Below are 22,727 nucleotides of genomic sequence, written 5' to 3' on the forward strand. Positions count from 1 at the left end.
CCGCGCGCAGCGAAGCGGGCTACCGCCGCTACAGCCAGGCCGACCTTGCCCGGCTGCGTTTTATCCGCCATGCGCGGGAAGTGGGCTTTTCCCTGCCGCAGATCGGGCAGCTTTTGAGCCTGCAGCACAACCCGCAGCGCACCAGCCGCGAAGTGAAAACGCTCACCGCGCGGCACATCGCCGAGCTGGAAGCCAAAATCGAACGCCTGCAGGGCATGGTGGCCGAGCTGCAACGCTGGCACGACGCCTGCGCGGGAGACGATTGCCCGGATTGCGCGATTTTGGCCGGGTTGGAGGAGCGTTAGGCGGCATTGGCGGAATAGAAACAGGCTACCTGAAAAGTTTCAGGTAGCCTTCATTTTGGGATCAATTGGCTATCACGGAAATTCAAGCATATTGCTCCATCAGTTCTATAATTTCTTTAAAGCCTTCTCGTTCGGAACGATAGTGCTTGGTAAAAGCCAATAGTTCCATCCCGCTATTGGCATTCGGATAGTGCACATCGCCGCCGTTTTCCAGCATCTTTTTCAACACATCCAGTCTATGCGGCATGGCGCCCATCATGCCTAAGGGAATCACATTGTCCCGATTGGGTATATTGGGGTTGGCACCTGCTTCCAATAGGGCTAGGGCGGCATCGCCGTTTTTAGCCTGCATGGCGTAATGCAGCGGGGTCATGCCGTAGCAGTCTTGGGCGTTGACTTCTACTCCTCTCTCTAAATAAAAGTAAACGGTGGGCAAAGGTGCAGGGCTATATGAATTAATATTTATCCTATGCAGAAAATTCCAGCGCTCAGAAGGAGTTGTGTAAAGTGGATCAAACTTTCCTGTACGCTCCATTTCCTCCAAGAACAATATGTTTCCATCCCCATTTGCGCCAATAATCTGTTCACCAATAGTTTCCGGCGGTAATTGATGTGCTTTTTCTTTCATTTATATATTCTCGTATGTTTTATTAATTAACCTTCCTGTAGCTTGATTACTTCTATATTTAATCTACAGCCTAATTGTTGTCACTGTTTAAAAAATTCCGCATATCCTTTCGAATATCATCCTAATCCACCAATCCCCGGTTTCTCATATCTATGCGGCATATTGTCCATGGCATTTTCCAGCCTAAAATGTTGAGGCCTACTATTAATGTAGTCGTTAAGCTGAGGTTGGCTACCTGAAAATGCAGCACAGCAGAAGTTTCTGCGAAGCTAAAATCTTCAGGTAGCCTATTTTACTATTTAGCTGCCGCTTCGGCTGCTTCGGGCTGTGTGCCTTCTTCCTGCCAGCCGCTGCCGATGGCTTTATAGAGATTGAGCAGATTGAGGCCGGAGGCGAGTTGGTTGTCGAGCAGGTTTTGGCTGAAGCTGTGGGCGCTGAGCTGGGATTGCAGGGCAGTGTCGAGGGTTTTGCGGCCGTAGCGGAAGAGTTGGCGGTCGTTGCGCACTTGCTGCTGCGCGGTACGTTCGGCCTGCTGCAATTCTTGCTGTTGGGCGTTGAGGGCGTGTTGGGCCTGGTAGGCGTTGTCTACGTCGGCGAGGGCTTGCAGCAGGGTTTGGTCGTATTGCAGCAGGGCGGTTTGCAGGCGGGCGTCGGCAGCTTGGATGTTGGCGCGGATGCGGCCGGCAGTGAAGAGGGGGAGCTGTACGCCGATGCTGAAGAGGCCGCCGTTGCCGCTGCGGGCGCGGTTGAAGGGGGCGAGGTCGCTGTTGAGCTCGATACGGCCGGTTTGCCAGAGGAATTGGATGTCGAAGCGGGGGAGGAGGTCGGCTTTGGCGCTGGCGAGCTGGGCGCTGCGGGCTTGGATTTCGGCAGCGCGGGCGCGCAGGTCGGGGCGTTGGTTGAGGAGGTTGCCGGGCCGGATGCCTTGCGGCGGGCTGGGCAGGTGTTGCAGCAGGGCGGCTTGGCGCATGGCGTCGCTATCGAGGCGGAAGCTTTGTGGGGTTTGGCCGATGAGCACGGCGATGCTGCGCTGCTGGGCGTCGAACTGGGCTTGGAGGGTGCTTTGGCGGGCTTGCAGAGCTTGGATTTGGGCGGCAATGGCGGTGGTGTCGTGGGCGGTGGCGTGGCCGGCGTTGAAGCGGCCGGCGGCATAGCGCGCCAGTTCGTGCAGGGTGGAGAGCTGTTGGGAAACGAGGGCTTGCTGCTGCTGGATGTGGGCGGCGCGCAGGTAGTGTTCGGCGATTTGGGCGGAGACGAGCAGGCGGCTGCCGTGGAGCTGCTCTTGGCTGCCGAGGGCAGCGGCGCGGGCGGCATCGGCATCGCTGCGTTTCTGGCCGAAGACGTCGGGCTCCCAGGCGGCGCGGAAGCTGGCGGAGGTGAGGTTGCCGCCGTTGCCGAGGTAGGGATCACGGCGGTGGTTGCGGTAGCCTTTGGCATCGGTGGCGAGGCCGGCGCTGGGCAGGAGGTCGGCTTCGGCCAGGCGGGAGGTGGCGCGGGCTTCTTCTAGGCGGCTGCGGGCAATAGCGATGCTGTGGTTGTGTTGCAGGCCTTGTTCGATGAGGCGGCCGAGCTGGGGGTCGGGCCATTGCTGCCACCAGCGGGCCAGATTGGGGGCGGAGTCGGCCTGTCCGGTGTGTTGGAAGTTTTCAGGTAGCGTGATGTTGGATTGGCGGTCGATTTGGGTGGCGGTACAGGCGGTGAGGAGGAGGGCAAGGGCGATGGGGAGGAGTTTGGGCATGGCGGTTTCCTTGGGGTGGAGCTACCTGAAAATGTACAGGTGGTTTTTCAGGTAGCCTTTTGGTTGAACGGGCATGATTCTTGGGCAGTTTGCCGTTTGGGCTACCTGAAAACCCGTCTTCTTTTTTCAGGTAGCCTTTTTTAATTCTGCTGTGCCAGCATCCGGCGGAAGCGGATTACGGCGAGGGCGGTGAAGAGGATGCCGGATACGGCGGTGATGGCTACGCGGTGGCGGATCACGCTCCAGCCGGCGCCCCGGAAAATGATGTCTTTGGAGAGAGCGGTGAATTGGGTCATGGGCGAGAGCTCGGAAAGGCTGCGCAGCCAGGGCGGCAGGTTTTCGATGGGCGAGGTGCTGCCGGAGAGCAGGAATACGGCAATATACACGATGATGCACAGCAGGCTGAACTGCGGCATGGTGGGCGCCTGGGTGGCGAGCAGCACGCCGAGCCCGGCCATGGCAAACAGATACACGGCCTCGCAGAACACGAACAGCGCCAGCGAGCCGTTAATCGGCACGCCCACGGCGCGGTGTACCACCAAGAGCAGCGAGAGCAGGGAGGAAACCAGGATAATCAGGCCGTTGGCCAGGATTTTGGCCATCACGATTTCGTTCGTATCCACCGGCATCACCAACAAATGCTCAATCGTGCCGTGTTCGCGCTCGCGGATCACGGCCGCGCCCACCAGCAGGATGGTGAGCAGGGTGGCGTTGCCCACCAGTTGGTTGAGCGGCATAAACCATTCGCTGCGCAGGTTTTCGTTGAATAGCACGTTTACCACCGGCTCGAAGGGCGCGGCGTTGCCGTGCCGCCCCAGATAGGCCGCCGTTTCACGGTTTACGATTTGGCCGATATACACCGAGCCCACGCCGGCCTGCGACATGGCGGTGGCGTCCACCAATAATTGCAGCTCGGGGCGTTTGCCGGCCAGGAGGTCGGCGGTGTAGTTGGGCGGGATAACCAGCACGAAGCTGTATTCGCCCAAATCCATGGCGCGGTCGATGCGGCTGCCGTCGATGTCGTTTACCTGTTTGAACTGCGGGGCGATCATGGCATCGTGGATGCGGTAGGTGAGCGCGCTGCGGTCTTGGTCGTAGACAGCCAGCGCGGCGTTTTTCACTTCGGTGGTGACGTTTTGCGACACGGAATACACGGAAAAGCTGAACATAAACACCAACAGCGCAAACAGCGCGTAATCGGTGAAGAAGCTGCGGATTTCCTTGCCGCCCAGATACCAAACATTGCTTATCCATTGGCGCATATCATTTCTCCTGCTTTTTCAAAAGCAGCCCGGCAGCGAGCCAATAGGCAGCGAAAAACAGCAACAGCGTGCCGCACAGCGTGTCCACATCGCGCCAGCCCAGGCCTTTGGTGATAACGCCCAAACTGATGGTTTGAAACCAGCTGGTGGGGCTGAAAATGCCGATCCACTTACCGGCGCCGCTCAAGGTGGATGCCGGATAAATCATGCCGGAGAAATCCAGCGCTGGAATCATGGCCAGAATCGCTGCCGCGAAAATGGCCGCCACCTGCGTGCGCACGAAGGTGGACACCAACAGCCCGAAGCCGGTGGAGGCAAACACGAAGCATAGTACGCCCGCCGTGAGCGCGATAAACGAGCCTTTCAGCGGCACGCCCAGCCCGAACACCACCACGCCGAGCAACACCAGATAACTTAAGAACGAGAGCAGCACATAGGGCAGCTGCTTGCCGAAAAGATATTGAAAAGAGGAAGCGGGCGAACTGTAGAGGTTCATGATGGAGCCGATTTCTTTTTCGCGCACCACGGATAGGGCGGTGAGCATGGCGGGAATCATCATTAGCGAAAGCATTAAAAAGCCCGGCGTGAGCGCGTTGATGCTTTTGAATGTGGGGTTGTAGATGAAGCGGGTTTGCAGGCCGCCGCCGGTGTTGATGCGGATGCCGCGTTCGCGGTAGAGCTCGGCCATATAGCGGTTGAGGATGCCTTGGGCGTAGCCGCTGAGGTTTTCGCCCACAAACGGCCACGAGCCGTCGAAATAGAAAGCCAGCTGCGGGCGGTGGCCGAGCGTGAGGTCTTTGCCGAAGCCGGGCGGGATTTCAATCACCATGCGCGCGCTGCCGTTGGTGAGCACGGCGTTGATGTCGTCGCGGGCGGCGAGGCTGGCCCGCTGGCGGAAATAGGACGATCCGTCGAACTCCTGCGTCAGCTCGCGGCTGTAGTGGCTTTGGTCTTGGTCGAGCACGGCGAAGTCCATTTCGTTTACGTCAAACGATACGCCGAGGCTACCTGAAATCAGATAAACCAAGGGGCCCAGCAGGGCAAACATCAGGCGGATGCGGTCGCGCAGCAGCTCTTTGCCCTCGCGGCGGGCGAAGGTGAACACGGAGGCCAGCCAATAGAGGAGGCCGGATGGGGCGGCATGGTTTTCAGACGGCCTTTCGGTTTCAGGTAGCCTGTCTTGGGCAGATTCTGTAACAGAGTTTTTGCTTTGTGAAAGCTCACTTTGTGCGCTTTCAGGTAGCCTTTCTGCCGCTTCGGCGGCTTCGTCTTGCTCCAAATAGCGGATAAACGATTCTTCCAGCGTATCGGCGTGTTGGCGGCGGCGCAGTTCTTCCGGTTCGCCCACGGCTAGCACGCGGCCGCGGTGCATCAGCGAGATGCGGTCGCAGCGGGCGGCTTCGTTCATGAAGTGGGTGGAGACGAAAATGGTTACGCGCTCTTCCCGCGCCATGCGGAACAGGTATTGCCAAAACATATCGCGCGCGGCGGGGTCGACGCCGGAGGTGGGCTCGTCCAAAATCAGCACCTGCGGGCGGTGCAGGCAGGCGGCGGCCAGTTGCAGGCGCTGGCGCACGCCCAAGGGCAGGGCGGCGGGGGTGGCGTCGGCCAAATCGGCCAGCTCGAATTGCTGCAACACGGCTTCGATGGCGGCGCGGCTGTTTTCGCCGAGCTGGTAGAGCTGGGCGTGCAGCACGAGATTTTGCCGCACACTCAATTCTTCATACAGCGAAAACGCCTGCGACATATAGCCCACGCGCTGGCGCACAGCGGTGCTGCCCGCATCGATTGGTTCGCCCAAGAGCGTGGCCTCGCCTTCGCTGGCGTCCAAGAGGCCGGTGAGCATTTTCATGGTGGTGCTTTTGCCGCAGCCGTTGGAGCCGAGGAAGCCGAAAATTTCGCCTTGGCGGATGCGGAAGCTCACGTGGTTTACCGCCGTGAAATCGCCGAAGCGTTTGCTGAGGTTGTGCGCCTCCATCGCAGGCGGTAGGGAATCGTCGGGGATAAAGAGTGGCAGTTGGGAATCGTCCCAATGGGTTTGCTTGCTTTCAGGTAGCATCCGGATATAGGCCTGCTCCAGCGTGGCACAGCCGCTTTGCGCGAGGATTTTCTGCGTGCGGCCGTGAGCGAGGATTTGGCCGTCGTCCATAGCTAGGAGATAGTCGAACTGTTCGGCTTCGTCGATGTAGGCGGTGGCCACCAGCACGGTCATGCCGGGATTTTCGGCGCGCAATTCGCGTACCAGTGTCCAGAATTGGCGGCGGGAAAGCGGGTCGACGCCGGTGGTGGGTTCGTCCAGAATCAGCAGGTCGGGGTTGTGCACCAGGGCGCAGCACAGGCTGAGTTTCTGCTTCATGCCGCCGGAAAGCTTGCCGGCGGCGCGGCCGGCAAAAGGCGACAGGCCGGTGGACTGCATCAGGCGCTCGATGTGTTGTTTGCGCTGGTGTTTGTTCAGGCCGAACAGGCGGGCGTGGAAGTCGATGTTTTCATACACGGAAAGCGTGGGGTAGAGGTTTTTGCCCAAGCCCTGCGGCATAAAGGCAATTCGCGGCAGCAGCGCTTCGCGCTCGGCCTTGTGCGCCACATTGTGCCCGAGCACGCGCACTTCGCCGCTTTGGAGCGTGCGCACGCCGGCAATCAGCGAAAGCAGGGTGGATTTGCCCACGCCGTCGGGGCCGATCAAGCCGACGGTGGTGCCGCGCCCAATGGCGAGCGACACACCACGCAAGGCCTGCACTTTGCCGTAGGCGTGCGAGAGTTGGCTGATTTCGATGGCGTTTGGCATGGCTGCATCCTATTGCGGCAGGCGGGTTTGCAAATCGGCCGGCCAGGCGAGTTTGGGATCGGTGCGCACGAAGCCGGTGGCCGTCATGCCGCCTTTCAGGTAGCCTTGGTATTTGGCCGCCACGTCGGCGGGAATCTGCAATTTCACCCGAAACATCAGCTTGGTGCGCTCTTCGGCGGTTTCCACAAATTTGGGCGTGAACTGCGCCTCTGAGGCAATATAGGTAACTTTGGCGGGGAACACCGCGTCCAAGCCGTCCATCTTAATCCGCGCCTCGCTGCCCAGCGGGATTTGGTTTACCGTGGGCGCGGGCAGGAACAGGCTGATGCTCGCATCGTTCAGGTTCAACAGGCTCACCACTTTGCCGCCGGCCGGCAGCACGTTGCCCGGCTCGGCCAGCCGGTATTCCACCCGCCCGGCCTGCGGCGCGCGTACCGACAAATCGCCGATAACGGAAGACACCTGCGCCATTTTCGCCCGCGCCTGCCCAACGCCGGCCTGGGCTTCGTTGCGCGCCGCTTCTGCTGCCTGCACCGCCGCCCGCGCCGCATCGCGCTGCGCCAAGCGGGTGTTGAGTTCGGCCTGTGAGATTAAATTGTCGCGGAACAGCTGGCGGGCGTTGTCTGCCTCCATCTGCGCGGTTCGCAGCTGCTGGCGTTGCGCCTCGATTTGCGCCTGTGCACGGCGCACCGTCTGCTCCAGTTGCGCCTTACCCGCCTGCGCTTCGGAAAGCTGCGCCTCGGCGGTTTGCGAAGAAATCCGCGCCAACACCGTGCCCGCTTCCACAAACTGCCCTTCGCTCACCGTTATTTCTTCCACCCGCCCGGCATACAGGCTGGCCACATCCATGCGGGCAAACTCCAGCCGCCCGTTGGCATGCGCGATGCCTGCTAAAGGATCGGGCGCGGAATATTGGCGGAACGCAAAAAAACCGATGCCGACAAGTGCAGCAAGCGACAGCAGGAAAAGCAGGGATTTGGGCAGGCGTTTCATCACGAATACCTCGCAAATAAGAATGATTTAAGTGTAAGTCTACGGCACAGGGCTGCATACCATTAAAAAACAATTCCGCGTATTATTAAGCACACGAAATCAGTAAAAAAGTTGTTTAAGCATACGTAAAACCGCAAAATGCCTTGGCCGAGATCCAAAATGGAAGTGCAAACATGAGCGAAAACAAAAGCTATACCGACCCCCGCATTATCAAAACCCACCGCGCCATCCGTGAGGCCTTTGTGGATTTGCTGCACGAAAAACCCTTCGCCCAAATCGCCGTGCAAGATATTCTCGACCGCGCCCCGGTAAACCGTTCCACCTTCTACAAATACTACTCCGGCAAAAGTGACCTGGCCGGCAAGATGATTGCCGACTTCAAAGCCGAATACAGCCGATACATCCTCACCCGTTTCCAGGCAGGCAGCTTTGATGTGTTTCTCAACATGATGCCTGAAGCCTCCGACTGGATACACAGCCGCCGCCGCCTGATTCTTGCTTTGTGGAAAGTGGACACCCGCCGCCACCATCTCTACCGCGATATGCACAAGCTGATTAAGCAGCAATTCCTCCGCTTCGCCCATACCCTGCCCAACGCCTCCCCCGGCAAAGATTGGGACTACCAAGCCGACATGCTTGCCACCATTGTGCTCGGCAGTATGAACTACTTTTTCAGCCGCGACCTGCCACTTCGCCTGCCCGAAGTCCGCCAAGCTTGGGCGGAAATGAGCCAACTGCTGCTGCCGTGAGGCGGAGCGAAATACTGGGCTGGATTCTAGAACCCGCCATAACGCCAAAGGCTACCTGAATCCTGTTTCAGGTAGCCTTTCAGCATGAGGTGTATGCCGCAGGCACGCACGCCGTTCCAGTTATTCCAGCCGCGTGCGTGCGTATCGCACGTACCCTACATCCCACAAGCGAGCAGGCTACCTGAAATTTATTTTTCAGGTAGCCGTTAATAGAGCAGGGCGTAGGTTGGGTTGGTAATTCGAACGAGACAAGAAAGGTATGGTAAGACGTGAAGTGGTACAAAAAATTATCGAGCGGCCTGTGTATATTGACGATTGCACTGATGCAAGCGGGGTGTCAGTCCTCAACGCCGCCATTGCCGAACGGCGTTGAGCCGCCCGCTGACTTGGCGACACCCTGCCTAAGGCTGCCTGAATTATCCGGCACTACGGGCAAGGTGATGTTGCCGTGGGCGCTGGAGGTGGTGCATTTGTATAACGATTACGCCGCCTGGCATGACGGGTTGATAAAGGCATGGCCGCGATGAAACAAAGCCCGAACTGGTAAGCAATCCTTGCTGGTTCGGGCTATTTTTTATGCCTGTTTGATCCGGCTGAATTTATCGCGCAAAGCCATAACATCTTGCCCCCATAGCTCAAGATAATGCCGCCGCTCCTCTAACAGTTCGGCGCGGTTGTAGGCGCGGTTGGTGCGGTCGCCGATGGTATGCGATAGCAGCATCTCGCCCACATCATGCGGGATGTGATGGACTTCGCGCAGGTAGGTGCGGGCAAGGCTGCGCAGGCCGTGGCCGCTGCTGTTGATATTTGCAGCGTGTAGTTTGATACGTGCGGTATCTACGCCGATTGGCTTCAGGTAGCCTCTACCCTCAAACAAATAAATGCCATTGACACTCAACGGGCGGGCTTCGCGGTAGATGCGGAGTAGGGCGCTGCTCAGAGGTACGATGTGCGCCCTGGTTTTCATGCGTTGCAAAGGGATTTCCCACAGCCCCCGGCCTAGGTCGATTTCGGAAATTTCCGTGCCGGCGGCTTCGCTGGGGCGGGTCATACTGAGTAGCTGCCAGTAAATCAGCAGCTTGGCGCGCAAGCCTATTTCCGGCGATGTTTCCAGCCGCTCAATCAGTAAAGGCAGGTCGGTATATGGTAATGCGGCGAAGTGGCGCTCTTGTGCACGTTTAAACACCTGCCTGCCAATGACTTTTGTCGGATTGATTGGGATAGTCCCGTCTGCTACAAGGTAATCAAAAAACAAGCCTAGGCTGCTTTTGGTGCGGCGCAGGTATTCGAGGACGCCTTTATCCTCCATCTGCCTCAAGACGGCCACAACTTCGGCGGTGGTAATGGTGCGCACGTCGCGGTCGATGAAATGCGGCAGGATGTTGGCTTCTAACGCGGCCATCACTTGGGCGGCATATTTTGGATTTTTGCCGCTGCCATCTTTCCCGCCCTCTATTGCCCATCTTTTGTGCCAATCATATAGGCGGTTTCTGAACTGGTATGCAGTATCCGGCTCTACAGGCTGCTCTGCTTTGGGATTGATACCGCGCGCCAGTTTGGCTTTGATTTGGTCTCGCCAATCGCGGGCATCGGCAAGGCTGAAATCGGGATATAGTCCAAGTGTCAGGGTGTCTTGCTTTTTATCCTCCGGCCTAGTGTATGCCAGCCGCCACGACTTCCCGCCGCTGGGCAATACCCACAAGGCAAGTCCTCCACTATCTGACAGCTTGTATAGCTTGTCTTTCGGCTTTGCGTTTTTCACTTGGCTGACGGAGAGTGGGCGGACGATTTTGGGCATGATTATGGTACGGGGTAGGATGTACCAAATAAAATACCACAAAAAAACGAAACACGTTTTAAAAAATTGAAATGCGTTTTAAATAATTAAGACGAAGAAAACGGCATAACTAACTGATTAGCTATGCCGTTTTGCTTTTTCTGAAACGTTTTAGAAAACGTTGCAAATATGCGGTGGCGGAAGCGGTGAGATTCGAACTCACGGTGGGTCTAACCCCACGACGGTTTTCAAGACCGCTGCATTAAACCACTCTGCCACGCTTCCGGTTCAAGATCGCGAACTATACAGGATTTTTGGGAGTTTGACCAGCATTATAGTGAATTAAATTTAAACCAGTACAGCGTTGGCTCGCCTTACCGAATCCGCACTTGAAAACTACATCGCCGCGAAGCAAAATGAACGCGAGCAAGCGGTGATTGGCAGAAGGAGTAAAACACAATGTCAATCCATCTCAACAAACACGGGATATGGCAGATATCCCTATGCACGCCAAGCGGCCAAAGATTTAGACGCACTGCTGGCACAGCCGACCGACGCGAAGCCCAAGAGCTGCACGATAAACTAAAGCACGAGCTTTGGCGGCAAGAGAAGCTAGGAGAGAAGCCGAAACGGCTGTGGGATGAAGCCTGCATCCGTTGGTTGCAGGAAAACCAAGGCAAGAAGAGTTTAGACAGCGACAAAATCAAAATCCGCCTGCTGCCCGAACTGCGTGGCCTGCTGCTGGAAGACATGACGCGCGACCTGATACACAGCGTTGTCAATCGCAAAACCTGTTCCGGCAGCACCAAGAACAGATACTTTGCCCTGATACGCGCTATCCTGAATAAATGCGTGAACGAATGGGATTGGCTAGACAAAGCCCCCAAGCTCAAACTCCACAAAGAGCCGAAGAAACGCATCAGGTGGCTGTATCCGGAAGAAGCACAGCGGCTGGTCAATGCCCTAGACGGTCTGCCGTATATGCAGCATCTGGTTATCTTCTCGCTCGCTACCGGATTGAGACAGGCCAACGTGCTCAATCTCAAATGGGAGCAGATAGACCTACGGCGGCAGGTGGCCTGGATTTATCCCGACCAAGCCAAAGCCGGGAAAGCGATAGGCGTACCGCTCAACCACACCGCCATGCAGGTATTGATGGACAGGCCGCGCGTCAGCGATTATGTGTTTACGCATAGCAAAGGCGCACGGGTTAAATCCATCAGCAGCCGTGTGTGGCGTGAGGCGTTGGAGAAAGCGGGGATAACGGATTTCCGCTGGCACGACCTGCGGCACACATGGGCAAGCTGGCTCGTCCAGAACGGAACGCCATTGGCAGCCCTAAAAGAAATGGGCGGTTGGGAAAGTGTCGAAATGGTGCAGAGGTATGCCCACCTCGCCCCGGAACACTTATCACAACACGCCCGTTTAATCGATTCCAGCATGCCGCCCGGAATCGGTTTAGTCCAAAATTTTGCCAAAGTCCAAAACCAGCAAAACACAGACAAGCAAGTAAACCAGCCTAACTGATTGAATAATCAGAATTGATTTGGTGGGTCTGGCTGGTCTCGAACCAGCGACCAAAGGATTATGAGTCCTCTGCTCTAACCCCTGAGCTACAGACCCGGCTAGAAAGGGCGGCATTGTACCGACAAGCCGCCGGCCTAGCAAGGATTACTGCTTGTTTTCCTCGCTGTCTAGGAAGCTGCGCAAGCGGTCGCTACGGGTGGGATGGCGCAGTTTGCGCAGGGCTTTGGCTTCGATTTGGCGGATACGTTCGCGGGTTACGTCGAACTGTTTGCCCACTTCTTCCAGCGTGTGGTCGGTGTTCATATCGATGCCGAAACGCATGCGCAAAACTTTGGCTTCACGCGGAGTGAGGCTTTCCAAAACGTCTTTGGTGGCTTCGCGCAGGCTGGAATACATGGCAGCATCGGCCGGGGCGATGTTGTTCACGTCTTCGATGAAGTCGCCCAAATGGCTGTCGTCGTCATCGCCGATGGGGGTTTCCATGGAGATCGGCTCTTTGGCAATCTTCATGATTTTGCGGATTTTGTCTTCCGGCATTTCCATCAGTTCGGCCAGTTTAGCGGCATCCGGATCTTCGCCGGTTTCCTGCAGATACTGGCGTGAGATACGGTTCATTTTGTTGATGGTTTCAATCATGTGCACCGGGATACGGATGGTGCGTGCCTGGTCGGCAATCGAACGGGTGATGGCTTGGCGTATCCACCAGGTGGCGTAGGTGGAGAATTTGTAGCCGCGTCGATATTCGAATTTATCCACCGCTTTCATTAGGCCGATGTTGCCTTCCTGAATCAAATCGAGGAATTGCAAGCCACGGTTGGTGTATTTTTTGGCGATGGAAATCACCAGGCGCAAGTTGGCCTGAATCATTTCCTGCTTGGCGGCAGCGGTTTCTTTTTCGTTGGCCACCATGTTTTTGCTGATTTCTTTCAGCTCGGCAATGGAAATCTGCGCGTGTTGCTCCTGCTCGATAAGGATATTCTGCTTTTCGATAACGGCGTATTGGAAGCGGCTCAGGGCTTCACTCCACACGCGGTTTTTACCGATTTCGGCCTCCACCCAGTTTAAATCGGTGATATTGGGCAGGAAGTTGTTGATGAAGTAGTCCCGATCCATGTGCACGCGGTTGAGGCAGATGTCGCGGATTTCGCGCTCCAGGCGGCGGATACTGTCTACGCGGGTGCGCAGATTGTTGCTCAGGGCTTCAATTTGGCGGGTGGTGAAGCGTACGTTGAGCAGCTGGTCGGCGATGTAGTTGCGCAGGTTGAGATAGGTTTTGTGCTGGCTGTGGTGTTTTTGCAGCGCGGCAACCATTTTCTTATAGGTGGCTTGGATGTCTTCAAAGTGGGTCAGCACTTTTTGCTTGAGCTCTTCAAGATTGGCAGCAGAGATAGCGCCGGCATCTTCTTCGTCGGCGTCTTCTTCGTCGGCATCTTCGTCTTCGCTTTCCTCCAAATCAGTGTCTGGCGCGGATTCTTCGGCTTTGTCCACGCCAATGCCCAATTCGTCGAGCAGCTCTTCGTGCGGGTCGATGATGTCTTCCACCACTTCGTCCACGCGAATTTCGTCGTTGCGAACCTTTTCAATCAGTTCGAGGATTTCGGCAACCGAACCGGGGCAGGCGGAAATGGCCTGAATCATGTTGCGCAAGGCGGTTTCGATTTTTTTGGCGATAACGATTTCGTCTTCGCGCGTGAGCAAATCCACCTGCCCCATTTCGCGCATATACATGCGTACCGGGTCGGTGGTGCGGCCGAATTCTGAGTCGGCGCTGGAGAGGGCGGCTTCGGCTTCGGCAACGGCGTCGTCGTCGGTCATATTGGCCGTGTTGTCGGCCATCAGCAGGGTTTCGCTGTCGGGCGTTTCTTCGGTTACCTGAATGCCCAGGCCGGAAATCATATTGACGATGTTGTCGATCTGCTCGGCATCCGACATATCGTCGGGCAGGGCATCGTTGATTTCGGCGTAGGTGATGTAGCCGCGTTCTTTACCTTGCAGAATCAGCTGTCTGAGCCGTGCCCTTTGCTCTTCCGGCGTGAGCGGGCGGTTGCTTTCGTCTTGTTCTTCGGTGGCGGGGTTGTTCTGTTCGGACATGTTTCTCTCGTTGTTCACAGGTCGGTCGGTGTAATCGGCATTGCCCTAAGTGGTGCCGTTGCCGTTGGCGGGAGGACGCCTTAAAAGCTCCAGCAGCAGTTTGGTTTCGTCATCGCTCAAGCCGTGTTCGATGCGTTTGCGTTTCAACGCTTCAACTTGCTGGGTTTTCAAGGCGTTCATCAATTTTTGCATACCCGATTGGAAATTCAGTGCGTCGGATTCGCCATCTCCCTCAAAGTGGGTGCTGTCCGTGCCGGACTGCATGATGCGGCTGATATTGCCGTAATAGGGGGTGTTGCGCATGGCTTCCATTAATCCGGCACTGGATAGCGGCGAAGGGCTGCGGCGTACATGGGCTGCCATAACGCTCAGACAGGCAAGGTCGGCATCCAGTTCCAAATGGTCGGGCAGGTCGATATATGTAGCCCATTGCGGATTTATCAATAGGCGGCGGATTTGTTGTTGTGCCAAACTCAGCATTTGCGGCTGGCGGAAGGTTTGGCGCGGCAGGGTGTAGCGTTGCTGGGCAACGTGGCGTTTGGGGGCTTCCTGCCCCATCAGATGCGCCAGATTGGCCGGGTCGATGCCCACTAAGTTGCTCAGTTCCTGCTTGAGTAGGAAGGCGAGGGCGGGGGCGGTAATCTGGGTGAGCAGCGGGGTGGCGTTTTTCACCAGCTCGGCCTTGCCTTCTTGGCTGCGTAAATCGAGTTTGGCGGTGAGCGCGTCCCAAAAATAGGCGGAAAGCGGCTTGCTTTGGTGCAGCAGCATATCTTCAAAACGTTCGCGGCCGTGCTCGCGCACATAGCTGTCGGGGTCGTGGCCTTCGGGCAGAAAGAGGAAGTGCAGCGACTTGCCGTCTTTCAGTTGGGGCAGGGCGTTTTCCAAGGCGCGCCAGGCAGCTTTGCGGCCGGCCGCATCGCCATCGAAGCAGAAATAGATGCTGTCGGTTTGGCGCATCAGGATTTTAACGTGCTCGGCGGTGGTGGCGGTGCCCAGTGCGGCCACGCAGTAGCCGATGCCGAACTGCGCCAGCGCAACCACGTCCATATAGCCTTCCACCACCAGGATGCGGCCGGCTTCTTTCACAGCGGCACGGGCTTCGTAGAGGCCGTAGAGGTTTTTGCCTTTATCGAACAGCGGAGTGTCGGGCGAGTTGAGGTATTTGGGTTTGGAATCGTCCAACACGCGGCCGCCGAAGCCGATAACCTGTCCACTGCTGTTGCGGATGGGGAACATGATGCGGTGGCGGAAGCGGTCGTAGTGGCTACCGTCTTTTTCAATCACCATGCCGCTGTTGACCAGCGCTTCGGAAGGGTAGGGGGCGAAACTTTGCGCCAGCGGCCGCCAGCTGTCGGGCGCATAGCCCAGGCCGTAGTGGGCGGCGACTTCATCGGAGAGGCCGCGTTTTTTCAGGTAGCCTTTTGCTGCTTCGTTGGCGGCCAGCTCGCGGGTGTAGAAGGCAGCGGCTTGGGCGGTGGTTTCTTCCAAGGTTTGCTGGCGCTGTTTGCGCCGTGCACGCGCTTCGGGACTTTCCTGCCGGCCTTTTTGCTGCGGCACTACCATGCCGGCGCGGTCGGCCAGATACTGCACGGCTTCGGTGAAGCCCAGCCCTTGGTATTCCATGACGAAACCGATGGCCGTACCGTGTGCGCCGCAGCCGAAGCAGTGATAGAACTGTTTGCTCGGGCTGACGGAGAACGACGGGGTTTTTTCTTTGTGGAACGGGCAGCAGGCCATGTAGTTGGCGCCGCCTTTCTTCAGCGGCACGCTCTCGTCGATGATGTCGACAATATCGGTTTTGGCCAGCAGCTCGTCGATGAATTCGCTGGGAATCATGGCGGGCCGGGATTTCGGTAGGAAAGGCTACCTGAAAATGGGTTGGGGGAGTTTTCAGGTAGCCTCAATGCTGTGTAAGCAGCTGCGGGTTTATTTGGCAGGCGGAACGTAGCCTTGCACCATATCGGCTTCGCCGTCGCCGAAAAAGTAGTTTTCCATCTGTTGCGACAGATACTGGCGGGCGCGCGGGTCGGCCAGGCTGAGGCGATTTTCGTTGATGAGCATGGTTTGGTGGCGCGTCCAGGCATCCCATGCTTCCTGCGATACGTTTTCAAAAATGCGCTTGCCCAAATCGTTGGGCAGGGGCGGGAATTTGAGGCCGGGCGCTTCTTTGCCCAGTTTGATGCAATTTACCATGCGGGTCATGTGCTTTCCTTTTCAGGTGGTGTGGGTGGGGGTTAACGGTTGTTTAAGCCCAATACGTCTTGCATATCGTATAGGCCGCTGCGTTGCTGTTGCAGCCACACGGCGGCACGCACGGCGCCGGCGGCGAAGGTCATGCGGCTGGAGGCTTTGTGGGTGATTTCCACGCGCTCGCCTTCGCCGGCAAACAGGGCGGTATGTTCGCCCACGATATCGCCGCCGCGCACGGTGGCAAAGCCGATGGTTTGCGGGCTGCGCGCGCCGGTGTGGCCTTCGCGGCCATACACGGCGCAGTCGGCCAGGTTGCGGCCGAGGGCGTGGGCAATCACTTCTCCCATACGCAGGGCGGTACCGCTGGGGGCGTCCACTTTGTGGCGGTGGTGCGCTTCGATAATTTCGATGTCGTAGCCTTCGTTGAGCACGCGGGTTACGGTGTCGAGAATGTGGAAGGTGAGGTTTACGCCGATGCTGAAGTTGGCGGCAAACACAATGCCGGTGTGTTCTGCAGCGGCAGCGATGGCGGCTTTGCCCGCTTCGTCGAAACCGGTGGTGCCGATAACCATTTTGATGCCGCGTTCGGCGCAGCGGGGCAAAAGGCTACCTGAAACATTGGGGCGAGTGAAATCGATGAGCACATCGCAGTTGGCGAGCACGGCATCGATGTCGCTGCTGATGGCTACGCCCGTTTTCAAGCCGGAAGCATGGCCGGCATCCAAGCCCAAGGCTTCGGAGCCTGCGTGTTCCAGCGCGCCGGTAAGCACGGTGTGCGGATTGGCGGCTACGGCTTCAACCAGCACTTTGCCCATGCGGCCGTTTACCCCGGCCATGGCAACTCTAATGGTGGCAGACATAATATTCCTCAGGAGGGATTATTGTGCGGCTTGGCCTGCAGGCGCGGCTTGCTGTTGTTGCTGCTTGCGCAATTCGTCCAGCACATCGCCTTCTGCCCTAACCAGGGAGTCGTTTGCATCGAAATACAGGGTGAGGTTTTTGCGTTCGCGTACTTTGCCGCCGCGGCTCACTTCAAAAACGTAGTCCCAGCGGTTGCCGTGCAGCGGGTCGCGCAGCAGCGGCGTGCCTAGAATATGCTGCACCTGTTCTTTGCTCAAGCCTTGGTGCAGCGAGGCTACGGCCTGCAAATCGAGCTCGTTGCCCTGCACGATGGTGAGCTTGTAGGAGGGGAAACGGGCGAGGCGTTCGGTGCTGCACGCGGCCAAACCGATGCAGGCGGCCAAGGCCAAATAAACGGATTTATTCACAAACATGCCTTTCAAGATAAATCGCGCACCGCCCCGGCTGAGTAATTTAGAGGTGGGCAAGTGCCTTAAAAATGCGTATTATAACGGTTGCTGACAAATTTGAGCGACAGAACATCATACATCATGGAAAACAATATTGCACAACTCAAAGGCAGCGGCCTGAAAGTAACCGGCCCGCGCCTGAAGATTTTGGATTTGTTTGAAACCCACGCCGAAGAGCATCTGAGCGCGGAAGACGTATACCGCATCCTCTTGGAAGAGGGCGTTGAAATCGGCGTGGCCACCATTTACCGCGTTTTAACCCAGTTCGAACAGGCCGATATTTTGTTGCGCCACCATTTCGAGAGCGGTAAGGCGGTGTACGAGCTGAACAAGGGCGACCACCACGACCACATCGTGTGCGTGAAATGCGGCAAAGTGACCGAGTTTCACAACCCCACCATCGAAAGCCTGCAAGGCAAAATTGCCGAAGATAACGGCTACCGCATCGTGGATCACGCGCTGTATCTGTATGGCGTGTGTGGCGATTGTCAGCAGAAACATCATCTATAAGCAGGCAGCATTTTCAGGTAGCCTCACGGCTCTGAAAGGTAGCCTTTATGGCTCTAAATATTCCTTTGCTGTCGGAAGGCTGTTTGCAGTTTCCCGACCCGCGCTTGGCCATTGCCGAACACGACGGCTTGGTGGCAGTGAGCCGGGATTTGACCGCGCAGCGACTTTTGGCAGCCTATCAACAGGGCATCTTCCCGTGGTTTGAGGAAGATGGCCTGTTTTTTTGGTTTGCCACCGCCCCGCGCACGGTGCTGCGGCCCCAGCGGCTGCACATTGGCCGCTCGCTGGCCAAGGTTATGCGCAATCGGCATTACGCGGTAACGGTCAACCAAAACTTCCCCGCCGTGATTTCCGCCTGCGCCGCCACGCCCAGACCGCATCAGGGCGGCAGCTGGATCGCACCGGCTTTTCAGGTAGCCTACAACGAGCTGCACCGCATCGGCCGTGCGCATTCGTTTGAATGCTGGTATCCCGATGAGGGCGGGCATCTGCTTTTGGCCGGCGGGCTTTATGGCGTGCAGATCGGGCGGGTGTTTTTCGGCGAATCGATGTTTGCCTGGCAGAACGATGCCTCGAAAATCGCCTTTGCCCACGCCGTGCCGTTTTTGCAGCGCTGCGGCATCGCCTTGATCGACTGCCAGCAAGACACGCCGCATCTGGCGCGTTTTGGTTCGGAGCTGATGACGTTTGACGATTTCCAGGCCGAATTAAACCGCCTGACCGCACAAACACTTGCCGAGCCCATCGGCCAGCGCCTGCTCCGACAGCAAGGCGCATGGTTTGGCAAGGAGGAGTGAACACTGAAATCTGTTCGCAAGACGCGCGTTACATGGCACAATATCGGCTGTTTGAGATTACAGGCTACCTGAAAATTTCAGGTAGCCTCCCGCTTACTCTACATAGGCGGATGAACCCTGCTTTCATGCTAGGCGAGCGATTATGCCGCCGCATAAAGTGAAGTGAATCCGCCGTATCACCCATCACCACAAGGAGAAACCATGTCTCTACAAAACATCATCGAAACCGCGTTTGAACAGCGCGCCGAAATTACTCCGCGCAGCGTTTCCGCCGAAGTGAAAGAAGCCGTGCTCGATACGCTTTATCAGCTCGATTCCGGCAGCCTGCGCGTGGCCGAGCGGCAGGGCGTGGGGCAGTGGAAAGTGAACGAGTGGGCGAAAAAGGCCGTGCTGCTTTCCTTCCGCATTGCCGATAACGAAGTATCCAGCGACGGGGTGAGCAAATATTTCGACAAAGTGCCCACCAAGTTCGCCGATTGGATTCCGCAGCAATTTCAGGTAGCCGGTTTCCGCGCTGTGCCCGGCGCCGTGGCGCGCCGCGGCAGCTTCATCGGCAAAAACGTGGTGCTGATGCCTTCTTATGTGAATATCGGTGCCTATGTGGACGAAGGCACGATGGTGGACACTTGGGCCACCGTGGGTTCTTGCGCACAAATCGGCAAAAACGTGCACCTGAGCGGCGGCGTGGGCATTGGCGGCGTGCTCGAGCCCTTGCAGGCCGCGCCCACCATTATTGAAGACAACTGCTTCATCGGCGCGCGCAGCGAAATCGTGGAAGGCGTGATTGTGGAAGAGGGCAGCGTGATTTCCATGGGCGTGTATATCGGGCAATCCACCAAAATCTACGACCGCGAAACCGGCGAAATCCACTACGGCCGTGTGCCTGCCGGCTCGGTGGTGGTGTCCGGCAGCCTGCCCGCCAAAGACGGCACGCACAGCCTCTACTGCGCCGTGATCGTGAAGAAAGTGGACGCGCAAACCCGCGCTAAAACCAGCGTGAACGAATTGCTGCGCGGCGTGTAGCTTGCCGGATTTTCAGGTAGCCTGTGGGCAAGCAGGCTACCTGAAAGCTATTTAACTGAGGAGAAAACCATGCGAGCCCTTCTTCTTGTCGATATCCAAAACGACTTCATGCCAAGCGGCCGCCTGCCTGTGGCCGAAGGTGATGCCATTGTCGAGCCGGTAAACCGGATTATCGGCAGCTACCCGCTGGTGGTGGCCTCGCAAGACTGGCACCCTGCCGGGCACGAGAGCTTTGCCTCCGCCCATGCCGGCAAAAAGCCGTTCGACGTCATCAATCTGCACGGTTTGGAGCAAGTGCTGTGGCCGGACCACTGTATTGCCGGCAGCAGCGGCGCGGCGTTTCATCCCGAGCTCAACACCACGCCCATCGCCGCCGTATTCCGCAAGGGCATGGACAAGCACACCGACAGCTACAGCGCGTTTTACGATAACGGCCGCCGCAGCAGCACCCAGCTTGCCGCCTACCTGCGCGCCCACGGCGTAACCGATATTGACGTGGTGGGGTTGGCGGCTGATTTCTGCGTGTATTTCAGCATTGCCGACGCGCTGGCCGAAGGCTTCCGCGTGCGCCTGCTGGAGCACGCCACCCGTGCCATCGATGCCGCAGGCTTCGCCGCCAAAAAAGCCGAGTTGCTGGCGCATCCGAATTTTTCGCTGGCCGATTAGTTTTGGTTCGCGTTTTTCAGGTAGCCTCTGTGTTATCAAAGGCTACCTGAAAAATTTTAGCGAACGCCGCATCTGACAGCCGCCCGCGCTTTCAGGTAAAATCCGCCCGACCATAATTATTTTCAGGTAGCCCAAACCATGCTCAATAAAGACCAATTCGCCGATAACCACTTTATCCGCACCATCATCGAAGAAGACCTAAAAAGCGGAAAACACAAAGCCATCCAAACCCGCTTCCCGCCCGAACCCAACGGCTATCTGCATATCGGCCATGCCAAATCCATCTGTCTGAACTTCGGTTTGGCCTATATTTACGACGGCTTGTGCAACCTGCGTTTCGACGACACCAACCCCGAAAAAGAAAACGACGAATACGTCAACTCCATCAAAGAAGATGTTGAGTGGCTCGGTTTCCATTGGGCGGGCGAGCCGCGTTTCGCTTCCAATTATTTCGACCAGCTTTATGACTACGCCGTCGGCCTGATCAAAGACGGCAAAGCGTATGTGGATGATTTAACGCCGGAACAAATGCGCAAATACCGCGGCACGCTGACCCAAGCGGGCAAAAACAGCCCTTACCGCGACCGCAGCGTCGAAGAAAACCTCGATCTGTTCACACGCATGAAAAACGGTGAGTTCCCCGACGGCAGTAAAACCCTGCGCCTGAAAATCGACATGGCATCGGGCAACATCAATATGCGCGACCCCGTCATCTACCGCATCCGCCGCGCCCACCACCACAATACCGGCGACAAATGGTGCATCTACCCGATGTACGACTACACGCATTGCATTTCCGATGCCATCGAAGGCATCACGCATTCCTTGTGTACGCTCGAATTTGAAGACCACCGCCCGCTCTACGACTGGGTGTTGGACAACATCCCCGCGCCGCACCCCACCCGCCCGCGCCAATACGAGTTTTCCCGTTTGGAACTGTTGTATTCCATCACCTCCAAACGTAAGCTGAACCAACTGGTTGCCGACGGCCACGTTACCGGTTGGGACGATCCGCGGATGCCCACCATTTCCGGTATGCGCCGCCGCGGCTACACGCCCGAAGGCCTGCGTCTGTTTGCTAAACGTGCCGGTATTTCCAAATCTGAAAACATCGTTGATATGAGTGTGTTGGAAGGCGCGATTCGCGAAGAGTTGGAAAATTCCGCCCCGCGCATGATGGCCGTGTTGAATCCGCTCAAGGTAACGCTTACCAACTACGATGCAGCCCAAGCCGAAAGCCGCATCGCGCCGTATCACCCGAACCGCGAAGACATGGGCAGCCGTGAACTGCCGATTTCGTCGACGCTCTATATCGAAGCCGACGATTTCAGTGAAAACCCGCCCAAAGGCTGGAAACGCCTGACGCCCGGCGGCGAAGTGCGCCTGCGCCACAGCTATGTGATGAAGTGCGACGAAGTGGTGAAAGACGCCGGCGGCAACATCGTTGAGCTCAAATGTAGCTTGGATTACGACACCTTGGGCAAAAACCCAGAAGGCCGCAAAGTGAAGGGCGTTATCCATTGGCTCTCGGCCGAACATGCCGTTCCCGCCACCGTGCGCCTGTACGACCGCCTGTTCACCGAACCTCGCCCTGATGCCGTGCGCGGCGAAGACGGCGAATACCTGCCTTTCACTAACTTTCTCAACCCCGAATCCGTGCGCGAAATCCAAGCCTGGGTCGAAGCCTCCGCCAACGATTTGCCGCCCGAAAGCCGCTGGCAGTTTGAACGCTTGGGCTACTTCGTTACCGACCGCCGCGACCACGCGCAAGGCAAACCCGTGTTCAACCGCACGGTTACCCTGCGCGACACCTGGCAGGCCAAAGCGTAAGCACTGTTTCAGGCTGCCGTAGGTCGGGCATTCATGCCCGACAAACCGGTAAATTTGAAAAATGTCGGGTATCAATGCCCGACCTACTGTTTCGTTGAAGCTCCACTTTCAGGTAGCCTGCAGGCAACACAGGCTACCTGAAAACGCAGCTTCAACGAAGTGAAAACCATCCTTGTCCAACCTCAAAAAGGAAAACGTCATGAAAACCAAACTCCCCGCCCGCACCGCCCTGATCGGCAGCCTGTCCCTGCTCCTGGCCGCCTGCGCCGCCAAACCCATTGAAGTCAGCATGCAGGCCGCGCGCAACGCCGACTACGGTCGCTACCCCAAAGACTACCAACAGCACATCCGCAGCTATCTGGACGAAAACCTGCGCGATGCGGGCAGCGCGAAAATCCGCATCACCACCCCGCCGCGCAAAGTGCTCCGCCTCAGTAACCAGGGCGTGCAAGGCAGCGGCCGCGCCGGCTGGGACGCCTTCTACCTGGCTTGCGCCGACGTCAACGCCAAAAACGCCTACGGCGGCTACACCGGCTGGCAGACCAA

20 protein-coding genes and 2 tRNA genes are annotated in these 22,727 nt (G+C 57.3%); 9 read left to right on the forward strand and 13 right to left on the reverse strand.

Annotated elements, in window-relative coordinates; all coding sequences use genetic code 11:
* Positions 1-305, forward strand: a 305-nt coding sequence (locus tag HMPREF2796_RS02795; RefSeq protein WP_070630811.1) for a MerR family DNA-binding protein, incomplete at its 5' end; no start/stop codon positions are given.
* Between the two features lie 82 nt (positions 306-387).
* On the opposite strand, the gene HMPREF2796_RS02800 is transcribed toward HMPREF2796_RS02795, so the two are convergent.
* From HMPREF2796_RS02800 to HMPREF2796_RS02820, 5 genes are all read right to left on the reverse strand, one after another.
* Complete coding sequence (locus tag HMPREF2796_RS02800) at positions 388-933, reverse strand: ankyrin repeat domain-containing protein (RefSeq protein WP_070630813.1); 546 nt, start codon at positions 931-933, stop codon at positions 388-390.
* Positions 934-1,228: 295 nt separating this feature from the next.
* Positions 1,229-2,671, reverse strand: coding sequence for an efflux transporter outer membrane subunit (locus HMPREF2796_RS02805; protein ID WP_070630815.1), 1,443 nt, complete (start codon positions 2,669-2,671; stop codon positions 1,229-1,231).
* Between the two features lie 140 nt (positions 2,672-2,811).
* Positions 2,812-3,933: an ABC transporter permease gene (locus HMPREF2796_RS02810; RefSeq protein WP_070630817.1), complete on the reverse strand. Its 1,122-nt coding sequence runs from the start codon at positions 3,931-3,933 to the stop codon at positions 2,812-2,814.
* A 1-nt stretch (position 3,934) separates the two neighbouring features.
* Positions 3,935-6,718, reverse strand: a complete 2,784-nt coding sequence (gene rbbA / locus HMPREF2796_RS02815; RefSeq protein ID WP_070630819.1) for a ribosome-associated ATPase/putative transporter RbbA — start codon at positions 6,716-6,718, stop codon at positions 3,935-3,937.
* Positions 6,719-6,727: 9 nt separating this feature from the next.
* Entirely contained in the window at positions 6,728-7,711 is a 984-nt protein-coding gene (locus HMPREF2796_RS02820; RefSeq protein ID WP_083308627.1) for an HlyD family secretion protein, read from the reverse strand.
* Positions 7,712-7,884: 173 nt separating this feature from the next.
* Here HMPREF2796_RS02820 and HMPREF2796_RS02825 point away from each other — a divergent pair, with 173 nt between their 5' ends.
* Positions 7,885-8,460 (forward strand): TetR/AcrR family transcriptional regulator, encoded by a 576-nt coding sequence (locus tag HMPREF2796_RS02825; protein ID WP_070630821.1) that lies wholly within the window; start codon positions 7,885-7,887, stop codon positions 8,458-8,460.
* A 574-nt stretch (positions 8,461-9,034) separates the two neighbouring features.
* Here HMPREF2796_RS02825 and HMPREF2796_RS02830 read toward each other — a convergent pair.
* Both HMPREF2796_RS02830 and HMPREF2796_RS02835 read right to left on the reverse strand, forming a co-directional pair.
* Positions 9,035-10,258 carry a tyrosine-type recombinase/integrase gene (locus HMPREF2796_RS02830; RefSeq protein WP_070630823.1) on the reverse strand — a complete coding sequence of 408 codons (1,224 nt, stop codon included), beginning with the start codon at positions 10,256-10,258 and terminating at the stop codon, positions 9,035-9,037.
* 174 nt (positions 10,259-10,432) lie between these two features.
* A tRNA-Ser gene (locus HMPREF2796_RS02835) sits at positions 10,433-10,522 on the reverse strand.
* 174 nt (positions 10,523-10,696) lie between these two features.
* On the opposite strand from HMPREF2796_RS02835, the gene HMPREF2796_RS02840 reads away from it, so the two are divergent.
* Positions 10,697-11,764 (forward strand): tyrosine-type recombinase/integrase, encoded by a 1,068-nt coding sequence (locus HMPREF2796_RS02840; RefSeq protein WP_083308628.1) that lies wholly within the window; start codon positions 10,697-10,699, stop codon positions 11,762-11,764.
* A gap of 20 nt (positions 11,765-11,784) precedes the next feature.
* On the opposite strand, the gene HMPREF2796_RS02845 is transcribed toward HMPREF2796_RS02840, so the two are convergent.
* The 6 genes from HMPREF2796_RS02845 to HMPREF2796_RS02870 form a co-directional block, all read right to left on the reverse strand.
* A tRNA-Ile gene (locus HMPREF2796_RS02845) sits at positions 11,785-11,860 on the reverse strand.
* A 48-nt stretch (positions 11,861-11,908) separates the two neighbouring features.
* Complete coding sequence (rpoD, locus tag HMPREF2796_RS02850; RefSeq protein ID WP_070630825.1) at positions 11,909-13,855, reverse strand: RNA polymerase sigma factor RpoD; 1,947 nt, start codon at positions 13,853-13,855, stop codon at positions 11,909-11,911.
* 45 nt (positions 13,856-13,900) lie between these two features.
* Positions 13,901-15,691 carry a DNA primase gene (gene dnaG, locus HMPREF2796_RS02855; RefSeq protein WP_070630827.1) on the reverse strand — a complete coding sequence of 597 codons (1,791 nt, stop codon included), beginning with the start codon at positions 15,689-15,691 and terminating at the stop codon, positions 13,901-13,903.
* A 90-nt stretch (positions 15,692-15,781) separates the two neighbouring features.
* The gene (locus tag HMPREF2796_RS02860; protein WP_003824175.1) at positions 15,782-16,057 is read right to left on the reverse strand and encodes an oxidative damage protection protein; all 276 of its coding nucleotides are present in this window, start codon (positions 16,055-16,057) and stop codon (positions 15,782-15,784) included.
* Positions 16,058-16,089: 32 nt separating this feature from the next.
* A complete protein-coding gene (dapB, locus tag HMPREF2796_RS02865; RefSeq protein WP_070630829.1) occupies positions 16,090-16,905 on the reverse strand; it encodes a 4-hydroxy-tetrahydrodipicolinate reductase in 816 nt (271 codons plus the stop codon).
* An 18-nt stretch (positions 16,906-16,923) separates the two neighbouring features.
* Positions 16,924-17,313, reverse strand: coding sequence for an outer membrane protein assembly factor BamE (locus HMPREF2796_RS02870; protein ID WP_070631029.1), 390 nt, complete (start codon positions 17,311-17,313; stop codon positions 16,924-16,926).
* Positions 17,314-17,436: 123 nt separating this feature from the next.
* On the opposite strand from HMPREF2796_RS02870, the gene fur reads away from it, so the two are divergent.
* The 6 genes from fur to HMPREF2796_RS02900 form a co-directional block, all read left to right on the forward strand.
* On the forward strand, positions 17,437-17,865 hold the full coding sequence (gene fur, locus HMPREF2796_RS02875; RefSeq protein WP_064089926.1) for a ferric iron uptake transcriptional regulator: 429 nt from the start codon (positions 17,437-17,439) through the stop codon (positions 17,863-17,865).
* A gap of 47 nt (positions 17,866-17,912) precedes the next feature.
* Positions 17,913-18,662: a leucyl/phenylalanyl-tRNA--protein transferase gene (aat, locus tag HMPREF2796_RS02880; protein ID WP_070630831.1), complete on the forward strand. Its 750-nt coding sequence runs from the start codon at positions 17,913-17,915 to the stop codon at positions 18,660-18,662.
* A 201-nt stretch (positions 18,663-18,863) separates the two neighbouring features.
* The gene (dapD, locus tag HMPREF2796_RS02885) at positions 18,864-19,685 is read left to right on the forward strand and encodes a 2,3,4,5-tetrahydropyridine-2,6-dicarboxylate N-succinyltransferase (protein ID WP_023887218.1); all 822 of its coding nucleotides are present in this window, start codon (positions 18,864-18,866) and stop codon (positions 19,683-19,685) included.
* Positions 19,686-19,754: 69 nt separating this feature from the next.
* Positions 19,755-20,351 (forward strand): bifunctional nicotinamidase/pyrazinamidase, encoded by a 597-nt coding sequence (gene pncA / locus HMPREF2796_RS02890; RefSeq protein ID WP_070630834.1) that lies wholly within the window; start codon positions 19,755-19,757, stop codon positions 20,349-20,351.
* A gap of 138 nt (positions 20,352-20,489) precedes the next feature.
* Complete coding sequence (locus HMPREF2796_RS02895) at positions 20,490-22,181, forward strand: glutamine--tRNA ligase/YqeY domain fusion protein (RefSeq protein ID WP_070630836.1); 1,692 nt, start codon at positions 20,490-20,492, stop codon at positions 22,179-22,181.
* Between the two features lie 199 nt (positions 22,182-22,380).
* Positions 22,381-22,727, forward strand: a 347-nt coding sequence (locus tag HMPREF2796_RS02900) for a hypothetical protein (RefSeq protein ID WP_070630838.1), incomplete at its 3' end; no start/stop codon positions are given.

The organism is Eikenella sp. HMSC071B05 (assembly GCF_001811325.1).
Classification (GTDB): domain Bacteria; phylum Pseudomonadota; class Gammaproteobacteria; order Burkholderiales; family Neisseriaceae; genus Eikenella; species Eikenella corrodens.